The following is a 14,427-nucleotide window of genomic DNA, read 5'->3' as shown; positions in this document are numbered from 1 at the left end:
CACCTGCCAAAGGGCAAAAAAGGATTCATTACTCAAAACTGTGTGTGAATCCTTTTACTTTCTATGTCGTCAAGTTCACCTCAATCAACTGATTCGCATGACATACGTTTTAACAGAATGACATTAACTTTTTAGTTTTATCGACTAACTTTCACGTTTTATCACCCAACTTCTGAATTTTATCGACATCCACCTGCCAAAGAGCAAAAAGATTCACATAGTTTTTTGTCTAAAGGTTTACAAGTTTAAGGAGAGAAAAGCTTGCTTCTTCTGCTGAATAAAGTTTCAATTTATTTATTTTCGAGTATAATTAACAGAATAATCAGTATTGAAATTATTCGATAATTTAAACAGAGTTGCATTGACTAGCAAGAAGAAATAAGATAGAATTCTTTCATAATCTAATTCTCTAATACTCTAGTGAGTTAAAGTGAAACGTGAGGAAGTGTCAAAATTGTCGTCGATTAAAATGTTTGAAAAACCACTTGGAATGCGCGATACATTTCCGCAAATTTTTGAAAAGGTAGAGGCTGTAAGAAATACAGGGCGAGATTTTTTATGCAGAAGAGGCTATGAATTTATTAAAACGCCTGCAGTAGAGTATTTTGATACAGTCGGCAAAGCATCAGCGATAGCCAATGCGCAATTATTTAAATTAGTAGATGGCCAGGGCAACACGTTAGTACTACGACCTGATATGACAACACCGATTGCACGTGTAGCAACATCGAAATTATTAAAAGAGATGATTCCCTTACGCCTTGCTTATTTTGCTAGTGTCTTTCGAGCACAAGAAGCGGAAGGTGGACGCCCAGCAGAATTTGATCAGATGGGGATTGAGTTAATTGGAGACAATTCTGTCTTTGCGGATGCTGAGGTTATTGTTACAGCAATGGAGTTATTAAAGCAATTTGGATTAACGAAATTTAAAGTGACGATCGGTCATGCAGGTATATTAAATTGCATTTTACAAGATTATACAGAAAGCGTTGAACAACAAAATATACTTCGGACGCTGCTTGTGCAACGCAATTACGTAGGGTTTGAAGAAGCGGTAGAATCATTTGATTTACCTAAAACAAAATCCGATGCATTATTGCAATTTATTGAAGAAGCAATACATTTAAAAGAAATTCAAGATATTGAAAAATATGTGCGGAAAAATGACGCATTAGAATATATGCAACAGCTCGATAAGCTACTTGAAATGGCAAACTTAGCGGATTATGTAGCCTTTGATTTTACACTTTCTAGTCACATGAGCTATTACACAGGCATGTTATTTGAAGTGTTTGCAACCGGCAGTGGTTTTCCATTAGGCAATGGGGGACGCTATGACGGATTGCTGGAGGTATTTGGCTCAAAAGTAGGTGCTACAGGATTTAGTATTCGTGTTGACCGCCTATTAGAAACAATTGATGCGCAATCTGATGAACGACAAGAAGCTACAGTCGTGCTATTTGAGGAAGAACAATTTGAAGCGGCTCTTGCCAAGGTACAGACGCTACGAGCAGTCGGTAAACAGGTTACCTTACAGTTAAGGACTAGCCTTGTCGATGAAGCAGTTTTTTTAGCACACTTTACAGAAGTAGTTGTGGTGGGACAGGAGGACGTTGAAGGTGAATGAATTAACAATTGCTATGCCGAAGGGACGCATTTTTGACGAGGCATATCAGATGCTTTTAGAAGCTGGCTTTAATTTACCAGAAGAAGTCGAAATGTCTCGTAAATTAATGCTTGAAATTCCGGAAGAGAAAATACGTTTTATATTAGCAAAACCAATGGATGTTCCTGTTTATGTTGAGCACGGTGTAGCGGATATTGGTATTGCAGGTAAAGATGTTTTGTTAGAACAGCAACGAGAAGTTCATGAATTACTGGATTTAAAAATAAGTACTTGTTATATCGCATCAGCGGGCTTACCTAATACGACGATGAATGAAATTGCACCGAGAATAGCGACAAAATATCCTAATATTGCAATGAAATATTATAAGGGTATTGGAGAGCAGGTTGAAATTATTGAGCTAAATGGTTCGATTGAATTGGCGCCCATGATTGACTTAGCAGATCGAATTGTCGATATTGTTTCAACAGGCCGGACGCTGAAAGAAAATGGCTTAGTGGAGTATGAATTTATTACCGACGTATCATCACGATTAATTGCCAATCCCGTAAGCTATCGCATGAAGAGTGATCGTATTATCGATCTTGTGAAACGTTTGAAAAAATGCGTTAAATAAAATGTCTACTGTCTGGAAGAGGCACATTCCTAGATTTAAAGGAGATTAATCCTATGAAAATAACAAAGCTAGCAAAAGGTATTTCTTTAAAGAGACCACTTGAAGGTGGAAATGAAGAACAGTTAAAGGTTGTGCGTCAAGTATTAGCAGACGTTCGTGAACAAGGTGACGCAGCCATACGTTTTTATACAGAAAAATGGGATGGCTTTGCCCCTAATCATTTACGCGTAACGAAGGAAGAAATTGAAGAGGGCGCAAATGCAATTGATCAACAGCTTTATGCAGATTTAACAGAAGCAGCTCAAAATATTCGCTTTTATCACGAACAGCAAAAGCGCTCAGGTTATCGCTTAGAGCTTAAAGATGGTTCATGGCTTGGGCAACGAATTACTGCGCTTGATGCAGTAGGTCTTTATGTTCCTGGTGGTACAGCAGCGTACCCATCTTCGGTCTTGATGAACGTTATTCCTGCACAAGTAGCTGGTGTCAAACGCATAGTAATTACATCTCCAGCAGGTCGCGATGGAAATTTACCTCCAGGCGTACTAGCTGCAGCGCATATTTTAGGAGTAGCAGAAATATATAAAATCGGTGGAGCTCAGGCGATTGCGGCTCTTGCATATGGAACAGAGACAATTTCTCCGGTTGATAAAATAACGGGTCCAGGAAATATTTTTGTAGCATTAGCAAAACGTGAGGTTTTTGGTGAGGTAGCGATTGATATGATTGCTGGCCCAAGTGAAATTGCAGTGATAGCAGACGACACAGCATTTGCTGATGAAATCGCGGCTGACCTTTTATCACAGGCTGAGCATGATAAATTGGCTTGTGCCATTTTAGTGACGACTTCTGAGCAATTGGCTATAAAAGTAGCTGATGAAGTGGAGAAGCAATTAACGACTTTACCGCGTGAAGAGGTCGCACGTGCATCTATAGAAAACTTTGGTGCCATTTATGTGGCTGAAACGATGGCAGATGCCGTAGAGGCCATTAATTCTCTAGCACCTGAGCATTTAGAAATTGTCACAAAAAATGCTGAGGCTGTAGCTGAGCAAGTACGACATTCAGGGGGTATTTTCATCGGTCGTTATAGCTCTGAACCAGTTGGTGATTACTTCGCAGGGACAAATCATGTGCTTCCAACGAATAGCACTGCACGCTTTGCAAGTGGCTTAAACGTCGATGATTTTGTGAAAAAATCGAGCGTCGTCTTTTATAGTGAAAAAACTTGGGCAGAAAACGCACCGAAAATTGCACGTCTAGCACGTATGGAAGGCTTAGAAGGCCATGCACGTGCAGTCGAATCGCGTGGATGGGAAAAGGAGTAGTACAATGACTGGAAAAAAACGATATGCAAAAGTTGAACGTACGACAAACGAAACACAAATTTCGGTAGCCATCGATTTAGATGGTGAAGGGAAGGCAAATATTAAAACGGGTGTTGGCTTTATGGATCACATGCTTGACCTATTTATCAAACATGGGCTTTTTGATGGGACGATAGAAGCCAATGGTGATACATATATAGATGATCATCATACAACAGAGGACCTCGGAATTGTATTAGGCCAAGCTATTCGCGAAGCGCTCGGTGATAAAAAAGGAATAAAGCGTTACGGCACAGCATTTGTGCCAATGGATGATGCACTTGCACAGGTCGTGGTGGATTGCTCAAATCGTCCGCACTTAGAATATCGTGTGCCACAGTTGAAGGAAAAGGTCGGTAGCTTCGATACTGAATTAGTACATGAATTTTTGTGGAAGTTTGCACTCGAGGCTCGGATGAATGTTCATGTCATCGTACCTTATGGCCATAATACACATCATATTATTGAAGCTGTTTTTAAGGCGTTAGCACGTGCCATTGATGCAGCAGTGGAAATTGATCCACGTGTTAAAGGTGTACCATCGACTAAGGGGCTGTTAACGTGAAAATAGGTGTTATTGATTATGGCATGGGGAATTTATTTAGCGTTGAACAGGCATTAAAACGACTAGGCTGTGAGGTTGTTGTCACGGCTAATGAAAAAGTGCTAGATACAACAGATGCACTGTTGCTTCCTGGTGTTGGAGCATTTCCAGATGCCATCAAACGTTTAGCTGAAACGAATTTAGATCAATATTTGCACAAGGTGAAAGCAGAAAATCGACCACTTCTTGGAATTTGCTTAGGCATGCAATTATTATTTGAGCAAAGTGAAGAGGTAGCCCCAACGAAAGGTCTAGGCTTTTTTAAAGGAAGCATTAAACGATTTACTGGTGACAACGCTGGGCAGGAGTATCGAGTGCCGCATATGGGGTGGAATGAGCTCGAAGTGACAAACCGTCCTTCTTGGTTAAATGGCGAAGTAACGGCAAAGCATGTTTATTTTGTGCACTCATTTTATGCAACCGATATCGATGAAACGGAGCTTGTCGCTTATGCGGATTATCATGATATTAAGGTTCCTGGCATTGTGGCAAATGGCTCTATTACGGGCATGCAGTTCCATCCCGAAAAGTCAGGTGAACTAGGTGTGCATTTATTAGAACAATGGTTGAAGGGGGTGGCATCATGTTAACAAAGCGTATTATTCCATGTCTTGATGTAAAAGAGGGACGTGTTGTAAAAGGTGTACAGTTTGTGTCATTACGTGATGCGGGTGACCCAGTTGAGCTTGCTAAGTTTTATGATGAACAAGGGGCAGATGAGCTTGTGTTTCTAGATATTTCGGCATCACATGAAGGACGTGAAACAATGGTGGATGTCGTACGGCAAACTGCAGCTACATTAGCCATTCCATTCACAGTAGGTGGTGGAATTCGAACGTTAGATGATATGAAACGTATTTTACGTGCAGGTGCCGATAAAGTATCAGTGAATACGTCTGCTTTAGAGCGACCAGAGCTCATTAAAGAAGGTTCTGACTTTTTTGGCGCACAATGTATTGTTGTAGCTATTGATGCCCGCTATAGCGAAGAAGATGCCACATGGATGGTTTATACGCATGGGGGCCGAAACAAAACAACATGGCGAGTAACTGAATGGGCGAAGGAAGCGGTTCGCTTAGGTGCAGGTGAAATTTTATTAACGAGTATGAATCAGGACGGTGAGAAATCTGGTTTTGATTTAGCCTTAACAAAAGCTGTGAGAGAGGCTGTGACAGTTCCTGTTATTGCAAGCGGCGGTGCAGGAAATGCCGAACATTTTTACGAAGTATTAGCTGAAGATATCGATGCAGATGCAGCACTTGCCGCATCCATCTTCCATTACAAAGAAACGAGCGTAGCACAAGTAAAAGAATACTTACGTGAAAAAGGAGTGGCAATAAGATGATTGACAGCATTAAATTTGATGAAAAAGGTCTTGTCACTGCGGTTGTACAAGATGCTAATACAAAAGAAGTACTAACTGTAGCGTATATGAATAAAGAATCTCTAGAGAAAACACTTGAATCGGGAGAAACATGGTTCTTCTCACGTTCACGTCAAGAACTCTGGCACAAAGGGGCAACGAGTGGTCATACGCAAAAAGTGATATCTATTAAGGCGGACTGTGATAGTGACGCATTAGTTGTGGAAGTAATTCCTGCTGGACCGGCTTGCCATAATGGAACAACTTCTTGCTTTACGGAGATTATTCAGCAAAATGACAAGGTAGGATCTGTTGAGATTATTTCTAAACTCGTAAAGGTCATTGAAAAACGCGAGCAAGAAATGCCAGAAGGGGCGTATACTACATATTTATTCGATAAAGGTATCGATAAAATTTGTAAAAAAGTTGGAGAAGAAGCAACTGAAGTTGTCATAGGTGCAAAAAATCGCGATGCAGAAGAAGTGAAGTGGGAGTCTGCCGATTTAATTTATCACCTATTAGTGTTACTACAAGAGCAAAAAGTAAGCGTTTATGACGTGTTACATGTGTTAGAAAAACGTCACGAGGAGAAATAACGGCATATTGCTTATTGTATGCTATAATAGAAGTTACTGTGTAAAGGAACGTATAATACGTTCCTTATTTCTTGTTTCGGAGGAAATGTTTTGGAAAAGAAACGTCAAAAAGAGAATCAAACGAATATAGTGTCGTTCATTCCAACAGGCGACTATTATTATAAAAAATCAATTCAAGCAATGAATAGCGGACAAATGAATAAAGCCTATAAATATTTACAGCGAGCAGTTGATTTAAGTCCTGATGATCCGATGATTTTATTACAATTAGCGATAATAGAGTTAGAGGGTCAACGTTTTGAGGAAGCGTATGATCTTCTTCGTCGTGCCTATCAGATAGATAAAGATAATCCAGAAATTATTTTTTACATGGCAGAGGTTTCAGGATGTATCGGTATCATACATGACGCTAAGCGCTTTGCAGAGCAATATTTACAATTAGAGCCAGAAGGTGCCTATGCAGATGAAGCTGCTGAAATATTAGAGTTTGTTGATTTTGAGCAGGATGATTTTGAGGAGCTTGAAGGTTCTGCTGAAGACTTATATCGACAAGAACAGGCAAGACGTTGTATGGAAAAGGGAGATTTCCCTGAAGCTATTAAAATGCTAGAAGACTTAATTGAAGACAGACCAGATTTTTGGTCAGCTTATAACAACTTAGCCCTTGCCTATTTTTATGTGGGTGAAGCAGAACAAGCGAAAGCTCTGCTAAACACTGTATTACGCGAAAATAAAGGGAATTTACATGCACTATGTAATTTAACGGTTATCGCATACTATGAAAAAAATGAAGAAGATTTAAAGGATCTTTTAGAAATACTTGTGAAAATTCAGCCATACTTATGGGAACATCGCTACAAGCTGGGTGCTACATTAGCGCTCGTTGGACAATATGATTTAGCATTTAAATGGTTGCGTAGCATGCAGAAAAGAGGCTATGTAGGCGATGCTGGCTTTTACTTTTGGTTATCACATGCCGCTTATTTCTCAGGACATGAAGAAATTTCAAAGAGTACATGGGAGCAGCTACTTGAGCTGGATCCCGATAAAGAAGGCTTTGAACCTTGGCGTCAAGAAGAAAACAATTATTCACTTGATGCATTAGAACATGACCGTGATTATATTGTGGAAAAGCTAGAGAGCGAATATACAAGTGAACGGATATTTGGGTTGTTTTTACTAAGCTGTACAGCACATAAACAGGAAATTATTGCGCATCCAAAATGGATAGATGTTGACCAATTTAATGCGTATGAAAAGCTATTCCTCGCTTATGCACTAGAACATCAATTTGATATGAAAAACAAAGTAGAGGCTAGCTTTATACGAGCAGTAAGTGTGCCAGAAATTTTACTAGAACAGTATGAAAAGCTAACGACAATAATTGCACCAATGTTCCAAATGTGGTTTGTGCTTTGTGAGCAAGCATTGATGAACAATTATCGTTTTACAAATCCAGCAGCTATTGCAGGAGCAAATGATTACTTATTTCGTTCTTCCAGAATGCTCAAGGTTACAAAAAAAGAGATCGCTCAGCAATACGGAGTATCAGTGTCAACTTTATCGAAGTATATTGAAGAAATTTTAATGTTTTTACCAGACACTCATAATTAGACCGTGAGCAACATAGTTGAATAACTTTTTACTTTCACATACGATGAACATACTAACATTATTATAAAAAAGTAAAAAATCTGTTTAGGGGGAAGTATTTATGTCAGAAGAAAAAATTTATGATGTAGTAATAATTGGTGCAGGTCCAGCTGGAATGACTGCTGCTGTTTATACATCACGTGCCAACCTTTCAACTTTAATGATTGAACGTGGAATCCCTGGCGGACAAATGGCAAATACAGAAGAAGTAGAAAACTATCCTGGGTTTGATACAATTTTAGGGCCTGAGCTATCTACAAAAATGTTCGATCATGCTAAGAAATTTGGTGCAGAGTATGCATATGGCGATGTAACAGAAATTATTGATGGTGAGGAATATAAAACAATAATTTCAGGTGCTAAAGAATATAAAACACGAGCAATTATTCTTTCTACAGGTGCCGAGTATAAAAAAATGGGCGTGCCTGGCGAAAAAGAACTTGGTGGCCGCGGTGTCAGCTATTGTGCAGTATGTGATGGTGCATTCTTCAAACAAAAAAATCTTGTTGTCGTAGGTGGCGGAGATTCAGCTGTTGAAGAAGGCGTTTATTTAACTCGCTTTGCTGATAAAGTAACAATTGTGCACCGTCGTGATAAATTACGTGCACAAAAAATTCTCCAAGATCGTGCCTTTGCTAACGAAAAAATTGATTTCATTTGGAATGCAACAGTCAAAGAAATTAATGAGGCAAACGGTAAAGTTGGAAGTGTAACATTACAATCAACTGTAGATGGTGTTGAATCTAATTTTGCTACTGATGGCGTATTCGTATACATTGGTATGCTCCCATTAACAAAACCATTTGAGTCTCTAGGTATTTTAAATGAGGCTGGTTATATTTTGACAAATGATAATATGGAAACGACAGTACCAGGTATCTTCGCTGCTGGAGATGTACGTGAAAAATCACTTCGTCAAATCGTTACAGCGACAGGTGACGGAAGTATCGCAGCACAAGCAGTACAGCACTATGTGGAAGAATTATTAGAAAAAATTAATGCTTAAAGTGATCATTGCTAAAGGCAGTTTCATCACCAGAGTTGTGGATGACATTTTTTTGAAATGTATGTCATTTATATAAGTTGATTGGAGTGGAGACTGGGCGACTCCTCGGGGATTAGCAATAGAGGAACGAAGGCTAAAACCATCACATCCTGTGATAACGCCTTCGTGACCAACATCGTGTTGGCCCGAGACCCTGCAGCGAAGCGGATGTTTTCTGTGCGAAAGCGAAGCGACAGCAACGAAGCGGCTCATCGGACGCCCCCAGGAAAGCGCTCGGTCGGAACGGAAATCAACCACACGTTACGGTGATTAGCCCAAGATCGTTATTTTAAGGAAAAAAATACAATTTTAATACGGTCTTAATATAGTTGTAACTTGAATGACATATAAAAGGTGTAATATATAAATTGTAATTAGCAATCCCCCTTTTATTTTGTTGAGTAGGTTGTTTCCGCCAAATTAGGTGGAGCAACCTATTTTTGTTATGAACGGAAATTTTTATGGCGGAGTTTCATATGTTTGAGTAGAGGTTAAAAACAGTATCGATGAAGTTAAAATTGCAAATGAAGTAAAGTTTAGAATTGAGGACAAACCTTGTTTGGTCTTGCTATAATAAAAGGTAGAATGCAAAAGAGATTAGAGGTGTGCCTATGCAAAGGATTGCAAATTTAATAGCCGTAAAAGACGGTCAAGTGTTATTACTTCAGAAGCCGAGACGTGGCTGGTTCGTAGCTCCTGGCGGTAAAATGGAGAGCGGTGAATCGATTTATGAGGCTGCAGTACGTGAGTTTAAAGAAGAAACAAATGTCACACCAATAAATGCTCATTTAAAAGGTGTTTATACGATGGTTATTAAAGAAAATAATGAGGTAGTGGACGAATGGATGCTTTATACATTTGTTGCAAAGGATGTAGAAGGAGTACCGTTTAAAGAAACTAGAGAAGGCAAACTTGCATGGCACCCAGTAGAGGATTTGAAACATTTGCCAATGGCTGAAGGTGATCGAACAAACTTACAATTTGCTATCTCACAAACAGGCATTCAGTACGGTACATTTGAATACACAACTGATTTTGAATTACTGCATGAGAAAATACAAATATCAATCGAACAATAAAGGAGCTGCATGACAGTGGTGGTTGAAGGACCAAAAGGTACACATGAATTGGTTATTATTACAGGAATGTCTGGAGCTGGGAAAACAGTAGCTATTCAAAGCTTTGAGGATTTAGGGTATTACTGTATTGATAATTTACCACCAGCGCTACTCACAACATTTTTAACCTTACTAAGGGATTCTGGTAAAAATATTACACGTATAGCAGCTGTCATGGATATGCGTGGTGGCGACTTTTTTGATTCTCTTATCGGCGCTCTCGACCATATTCTTAAAGAAGGCGATATAGTTGCACGAATTTTATTTTTAGATGCAGATGATGCAGCTTTAGTTAGACGTTATAAAGAGACAAGACGTGCACATCCATTAGCTGTAAATGGTTTGCCATTAGATGGCATAAAACAAGAACGTAAACTTTTATCCGAAGTAAAAGGTCGCGCTAAATTTGTCTATAATACATCTAATATGAAGCCTAAAGAGCTACGTGAAAAAATCGCTAAAGAATTTGCCAGTGATGCTGATAATATTTTCTCGGTAAATATCATGTCTTTTGGATTTAAACATGGTATGCCGATAGATGCCGACTTAGTATTTGATGTCCGTTTTTTAAAAAATCCATATTATGTAGAAGAGTTACGCCATAAAACGGGATTACAAACTGAGGTATCTTCTTATGTTCTGGCACTTGAAGATACGCAAACACTCATTCAGAAACTAACGGATTTGTTTGAATTTATGATTCCACTCTATAGACAAGAGGGCAAATCACAACTTGTCATTGCCTTTGGATGTACTGGAGGACAGCATCGTTCAGTAACATTAGCAGAGTATTTTGGGGCATATTTAGCTGGGAAGGAAAACACTGTTATTACACATCGTGACATCAATCGTAGAAAGGATTGAGTGAATGGGAAAGAAGCGAACAAAGCTTGTTGTAATTGGTGGTGGTACGGGGCTTTCTACGTTACTACGAGGGCTCAAGCACCACCCATTTGATATTACTGCAATTGTGACAGTAGCAGATGATGGTGGTTCTTCGGGACGCTTACGAGATGACTATGATATTCCACCACCAGGTGATGTCCGTAATGTGATCGCGGCGTTATCGGATGTTGAGCCGCTTGTAGAGCAAATGTTTCAATACCGTTTTTCTGCATCGGAAGATTTACGTGGGCATTCATTAGGTAATTTAATGCTGACTGCTTTAACAGATATTACTGGGGACTTTAACCATGCTATTAGTGAAATGGGAAAGGTTTTAAAGGTTCATGGTCGCGTCATACCAGCAGCCAATAAAAAGATAAATTTACATGCTGAACTTGAGGACGGTTCAATCATTGAAGGGGAATCTAAAATCCCAAAGGCTAAAAAACGAGTTAGTCGTGTTTTTTTAGTGCCAGAAAACGTGAAACCGTTACCAGAGGCTATTCGAGCAATTCATCGTGCTGACTATATTTTAATTGGTCCAGGAAGTTTATATACAAGCATTATTCCAAACCTCCTTGTAAAAGGAATAGGAGATGCTGTTGTAAAGGCTAAAGGAAGAAAAATTTACGTTTGTAATTTAATGACTCAAAAAGGTGAAACCATTTCCTATACAGCAGGCGATCATGTTAAAGCTATATATAAGCATGTGGAAGACTCCTTCATCGATTCTATATTGGTAAATGATGTAAAACTTCCTCATCCTGTAAAAGAGCTTTATAAGGAAGAGTGTGCTGAACCAGTAACATTTGACGTTGCAAAGCTTGAAAGTATGGGATTAGAGGTTATTCAACGAGATATTGCCACGATTCGCCCAGATGGGACGGTGCGTCATAATGCTACAAACGTTGCGAAATGGCTTGTAGATTACGCAAATATCTATAAACAAGAAGTTAGTGAATCATAAAGCGCTTATTGTATATGATAAGATGAACATATACATAGAACAAAAAGTTGAAAGGAGGGCGTGATATGTCTTTTGCTTCTGAAACGAAAAAAGAGTTAACTCAAATAGAAGCGGACAATCATTGTATGAAAGCAGAAGTATCTGCCCTAATTCGTATGAATGGTTCATTATCCTTTGCTAATAAACAGTTAAGCTTAGACGTACAAACTGAAAACGCTGCAATCGCAAGAAGACTTTATACGATTATGAAGAAGCTGTATCCATATAATGTAGAGTTACTTGTTAGAAAAAAAATGCGTTTGAAAAAAAATAACGTATACATTTGCCGCGTAAGAGAAGGTGCCCGTGAGCTACTGATTGATTTAGAAATCATCTCAGACGACTTTCAATTTAATCATACTATTTCTCGGAAGCTCATTAAAAAGAGTGGTCAAAAAAGAGCATACTTACGGGGTGCGTTTTTAGCTGGTGGCTCTGTCAACAATCCAGAAACATCGGCCTACCATTTAGAAATTTATTCATTATATAAAGAGCATGGCGAGGCTTTAATGGATTTAATGAATGAATTTGAGCTAAATGCAAAAACAATTGAACGAAAAAAAGGCTTTGTAACTTATTTAAAAGAAGCCGAAAAAATTTCTGATTTCCTTAATATTGTTGGAGCGCATCAAGCAATGATGAAATTCGAAGACGTTCGCATATTGCGCGACATGAGAAATAGTGTTAATCGCATAGTTAACTGTGAAACAGCGAACTTGAATAAAACAATAGGCGCAGCATTACGTCAAGTAGAGAATATCCGATTTATTGAAAATTCAATTGGTCTAGATCAATTGCCAGAAAAACTGCGTGAAATTGCACGATTACGCGTAGAATACCAAGATGTAACACTAAAAGAACTTGGTGAAATGGTATCAAGTGGAACGGTTAGTAAATCCGGTGTCAATCATCGATTACGGAAAATAGATGAAATTGCCGATGCATTAAGAAGCGGAGAAAAAATTGGTGGTTAAATTTTCATACTTTTCAGGTATGAATGTGATGTTTAACTTCTTTCAGTAATTATTTTCTGTAGCGAAAGCGAAGCGTGAGCTACAGGTGTTTTATGTAACGAAAGCGAAGCGGCAGTTACAAATGTCTGTCGTACCGAAAGCCGGCAATTATGCGGAGGCATAATTGATTCGTGTCTTGTTCTTTTGCTAGTAAGTAAGGTAAGATAAAAATAATAGATGAACGGTAGTAAAGGGGAGTTTTAAGAATGACCGAGAGAAGAGTCCATGTGAAATTAAAATTAGGACTACAAGCTAGACAAGCAGCACTATTTGTACAAGAAGCAAATCGTTTTAGCGCCGATGTCTTTCTGGAAAAAGACGAGAAAAAAGTAAATGCTAAATCCATTATGGGTGTTATGAGCTTAGCCATTGCAAAAGGAACAGAGGTTGTACTTAGTGGCGATGGCAACGATGCTGAGCAAGCGGTTACAGCATTAGCAGCACTAATCGAAAAAGAAGATTAAAAAACTATGATGCAAAAACTGTCCAAACAGTAAAACTTACATGTTGGACAGTTTTTTTGCGCTTTTGCACCGAATAAATAGGTCCTGAAAATAGAGTCAAAGCGATGGGAAGTAAGGATGGGACGAGGGAAAGAAAGGCCAAAGTCGTTGATAGAAATGATGGGTAGAAGAGCCAAAGCGACGGAAGGAAAAGTCAGAGCGACGGAAGGAATGGCCGAAGTGACGGAAGGAATGGCCGAAGTGACGGAAGGAAAAGTCAGAACGATGGAAAGAAAAGGCTACGACGGAAAGAATAGTCGAAGCGACGGAAAGAAAGGCCGAAGCGACGGAAGGAATAGTCAGAGCGACGGAAGTAAAAGGCTGAGACGGAAAGAAGAGTCAAAGCGACGGAAAGAAAGGCCGAAGTGACGGAAGGAAAAGTCAGAACGACGGAAAGAAAAGGCTACGACGGAAAGAAAGGCCGAAGCGACGGAAGGAAAAGTCAGAGCGACGGAAAGAAAGGTCGAAGCGACGGAAGGAAAAGCCAGAGCGACGGAAAGAAAAGGCTGCGACGGAAAGAATAGTCGAAGCGACGGAAAGAAAGGCCAAAGCGACGGAAGGAAAAGTCAGAGCGACGGAAGTAAAAGGCTGATATGGAAAGAAGAGTCAAAGCGACGGAAAGAAAGGCCGAAGTGACGGAAGGAAAAGTCAGAGCGACGGAAAGAATAGTCGAAGCGACGGAAAGAAAGGCCAAAGCGACGGAAGGAAAAGTCAGAGCGACGGAAAGAAAGTCCGAAGTGACGGAAGGAAAAGTCAGAGCGACGGAAAGAAAAGGCTACGACGGAAAGAATGGTCGAAGCGACGGAAAGAAAGGCCGAAGTGACGGAAGGAAAAGTCAGAGCGACGGAAAGAAAAGGCTACGACGGAAGGAAAAGTCAGAGCGACGGAAGTAAAAGGCTGATATGGAAAGAAGAGTCAAAGCGACGGAAAGAAAGGCCGAAGTGACGGAAGGAAAAGTCAGAGCGACGGAAAGAAAAGGCTACGACGGAAAGAATGGTCGAAGCGACGGAAAGAAAGGCCGAAGTGACGGA

17 protein-coding genes are annotated in these 14,427 nt (G+C 39.6%); 14 read left to right on the top strand and 3 right to left on the bottom strand.

What is annotated here, in order from left to right; all coding sequences use genetic code 11:
• Positions 1–454: 454 nt before the first annotated feature.
• The 9 genes from ABH966_RS26385 (at position 455) to trxB (ending at position 8,832) form a co-directional block, all read left to right on the top strand.
• On the top strand, positions 455–1,627 hold the full coding sequence (locus ABH966_RS26385) for an ATP phosphoribosyltransferase regulatory subunit (protein WP_370083619.1): 1,173 nt from the start codon (positions 455–457) through the stop codon (positions 1,625–1,627).
• A complete protein-coding gene (gene hisG / locus ABH966_RS26380) occupies positions 1,620–2,243 on the top strand; it encodes an ATP phosphoribosyltransferase (protein ID WP_370083617.1) in 624 nt (207 codons plus the stop codon). Before ABH966_RS26385 ends, hisG begins: the two co-directional genes overlap by 8 nt.
• A 53-nt stretch (positions 2,244–2,296) precedes the next feature.
• Positions 2,297–3,571, top strand: a complete 1,275-nt coding sequence (gene hisD / locus ABH966_RS26375) for a histidinol dehydrogenase (protein WP_370083615.1) — start codon at positions 2,297–2,299, stop codon at positions 3,569–3,571.
• Positions 3,572–3,575: 4 nt separating this feature from the next.
• Complete coding sequence (hisB, locus tag ABH966_RS26370) at positions 3,576–4,175, top strand: imidazoleglycerol-phosphate dehydratase HisB (protein WP_370083613.1); 600 nt, start codon at positions 3,576–3,578, stop codon at positions 4,173–4,175.
• The gene (gene hisH, locus ABH966_RS26365; RefSeq protein ID WP_370083611.1) at positions 4,172–4,804 is read left to right on the top strand and encodes an imidazole glycerol phosphate synthase subunit HisH; all 633 of its coding nucleotides are present in this window, start codon (positions 4,172–4,174) and stop codon (positions 4,802–4,804) included. Before hisB ends, hisH begins: the two co-directional genes overlap by 4 nt.
• Entirely contained in the window at positions 4,798–5,559 is a 762-nt protein-coding gene (gene hisF / locus ABH966_RS26360; protein WP_370083609.1) for an imidazole glycerol phosphate synthase subunit HisF, read from the top strand. Before hisH ends, hisF begins: the two co-directional genes overlap by 7 nt.
• On the top strand, positions 5,556–6,173 hold the full coding sequence (gene hisIE / locus ABH966_RS26355) for a bifunctional phosphoribosyl-AMP cyclohydrolase/phosphoribosyl-ATP diphosphatase HisIE (protein ID WP_370083607.1): 618 nt from the start codon (positions 5,556–5,558) through the stop codon (positions 6,171–6,173). Before hisF ends, hisIE begins: the two co-directional genes overlap by 4 nt.
• Positions 6,174–6,263: 90 nt before the next feature.
• Positions 6,264–7,787 (top strand): tetratricopeptide repeat protein, encoded by a 1,524-nt coding sequence (locus tag ABH966_RS26350; RefSeq protein ID WP_370083606.1) that lies wholly within the window; start codon positions 6,264–6,266, stop codon positions 7,785–7,787.
• Between the two features lie 100 nt (positions 7,788–7,887).
• The gene (gene trxB, locus ABH966_RS26345; RefSeq protein ID WP_370083604.1) at positions 7,888–8,832 is read left to right on the top strand and encodes a thioredoxin-disulfide reductase; all 945 of its coding nucleotides are present in this window, start codon (positions 7,888–7,890) and stop codon (positions 8,830–8,832) included.
• Here the strand turns inward: trxB and ABH966_RS26340 are convergent.
• On the bottom strand, positions 8,812–9,084 hold the full coding sequence (locus tag ABH966_RS26340) for a hypothetical protein (protein ID WP_370083602.1): 273 nt from the start codon (positions 9,082–9,084) through the stop codon (positions 8,812–8,814). The two genes, trxB and ABH966_RS26340, sit on opposite strands and share 21 nt — an antisense overlap.
• A gap of 398 nt (positions 9,085–9,482) precedes the next feature.
• Between ABH966_RS26340 and ABH966_RS26335 the strand changes: the two genes are divergently transcribed.
• The 5 genes from ABH966_RS26335 (at position 9,483) to ABH966_RS26315 (ending at position 13,357) form a co-directional block, all read left to right on the top strand.
• Positions 9,483–9,950, top strand: a complete 468-nt coding sequence (locus tag ABH966_RS26335) for an NUDIX domain-containing protein (protein ID WP_370083600.1) — start codon at positions 9,483–9,485, stop codon at positions 9,948–9,950.
• Positions 9,951–9,959: 9 nt separating this feature from the next.
• Positions 9,960–10,853, top strand: coding sequence for an RNase adapter RapZ (rapZ, locus tag ABH966_RS26330; RefSeq protein WP_370083598.1), 894 nt, complete (start codon positions 9,960–9,962; stop codon positions 10,851–10,853).
• Positions 10,854–10,857: 4 nt separating this feature from the next.
• Positions 10,858–11,841, top strand: a complete 984-nt coding sequence (locus ABH966_RS26325) for a gluconeogenesis factor YvcK family protein (RefSeq protein WP_370083596.1) — start codon at positions 10,858–10,860, stop codon at positions 11,839–11,841.
• A 65-nt stretch (positions 11,842–11,906) separates the two neighbouring features.
• A complete protein-coding gene (gene whiA, locus ABH966_RS26320; RefSeq protein WP_049668978.1) occupies positions 11,907–12,854 on the top strand; it encodes a DNA-binding protein WhiA in 948 nt (315 codons plus the stop codon).
• A gap of 245 nt (positions 12,855–13,099) precedes the next feature.
• Positions 13,100–13,357: an HPr family phosphocarrier protein gene (locus ABH966_RS26315; RefSeq protein ID WP_370083594.1), complete on the top strand. Its 258-nt coding sequence runs from the start codon at positions 13,100–13,102 to the stop codon at positions 13,355–13,357.
• A 256-nt stretch (positions 13,358–13,613) separates the two neighbouring features.
• On the opposite strand, the gene ABH966_RS26310 is transcribed toward ABH966_RS26315, so the two are convergent.
• Positions 13,614–13,739: a hypothetical protein gene (locus ABH966_RS26310; protein ID WP_370083592.1), complete on the bottom strand. Its 126-nt coding sequence runs from the start codon at positions 13,737–13,739 to the stop codon at positions 13,614–13,616.
• A 99-nt stretch (positions 13,740–13,838) separates the two neighbouring features.
• A complete protein-coding gene (locus ABH966_RS26305) occupies positions 13,839–14,090 on the bottom strand; it encodes a hypothetical protein (RefSeq protein WP_370083591.1) in 252 nt (83 codons plus the stop codon).
• Between the last annotated feature and the right edge of the window lie 337 nt (positions 14,091–14,427).

Source organism: Lysinibacillus sp. RC46, from assembly GCF_041262385.1.
Lineage (GTDB): Bacteria > Bacillota > Bacilli > Bacillales_A > Planococcaceae > Lysinibacillus.
The sequence above is the reverse complement of the archived record's forward strand: the minus strand, read 5'-3'. Positions and strand labels throughout refer to the sequence as shown.

What these genes read in the sequence shown, in the direction of transcription:
- hisB (WP_370083613.1), top strand. Translation starts at nt 3,576, where the DNA reads ATGACTGGAAAAAAACGATATGCAAAAGTTGAACGTACGACAAACGAA.
- ABH966_RS26315 (WP_370083594.1), top strand. Translation starts at nt 13,100, where the DNA reads ATGACCGAGAGAAGAGTCCATGTGAAATTAAAATTAGGACTACAAGCT.
- hisIE (WP_370083607.1), top strand. Translation starts at nt 5,556, where the DNA reads ATGATTGACAGCATTAAATTTGATGAAAAAGGTCTTGTCACTGCGGTT.
- ABH966_RS26340 (WP_370083602.1), bottom strand. Translation starts at nt 9,084, where the DNA reads ATGAGCCGCTTCGTTGCTGTCGCTTCGCTTTCGCACAGAAAACATCCG.
- trxB (WP_370083604.1), top strand. Translation starts at nt 7,888, where the DNA reads ATGTCAGAAGAAAAAATTTATGATGTAGTAATAATTGGTGCAGGTCCA.
- hisF (WP_370083609.1), top strand. Translation starts at nt 4,798, where the DNA reads ATGTTAACAAAGCGTATTATTCCATGTCTTGATGTAAAAGAGGGACGT.
- ABH966_RS26325 (WP_370083596.1), top strand. Translation starts at nt 10,858, where the DNA reads ATGGGAAAGAAGCGAACAAAGCTTGTTGTAATTGGTGGTGGTACGGGG.
- hisD (WP_370083615.1), top strand. Translation starts at nt 2,297, where the DNA reads ATGAAAATAACAAAGCTAGCAAAAGGTATTTCTTTAAAGAGACCACTT.
- whiA (WP_049668978.1), top strand. Translation starts at nt 11,907, where the DNA reads ATGTCTTTTGCTTCTGAAACGAAAAAAGAGTTAACTCAAATAGAAGCG.
- rapZ (WP_370083598.1), top strand. Translation starts at nt 9,960, where the DNA reads ATGACAGTGGTGGTTGAAGGACCAAAAGGTACACATGAATTGGTTATT.
- ABH966_RS26335 (WP_370083600.1), top strand. Translation starts at nt 9,483, where the DNA reads ATGCAAAGGATTGCAAATTTAATAGCCGTAAAAGACGGTCAAGTGTTA.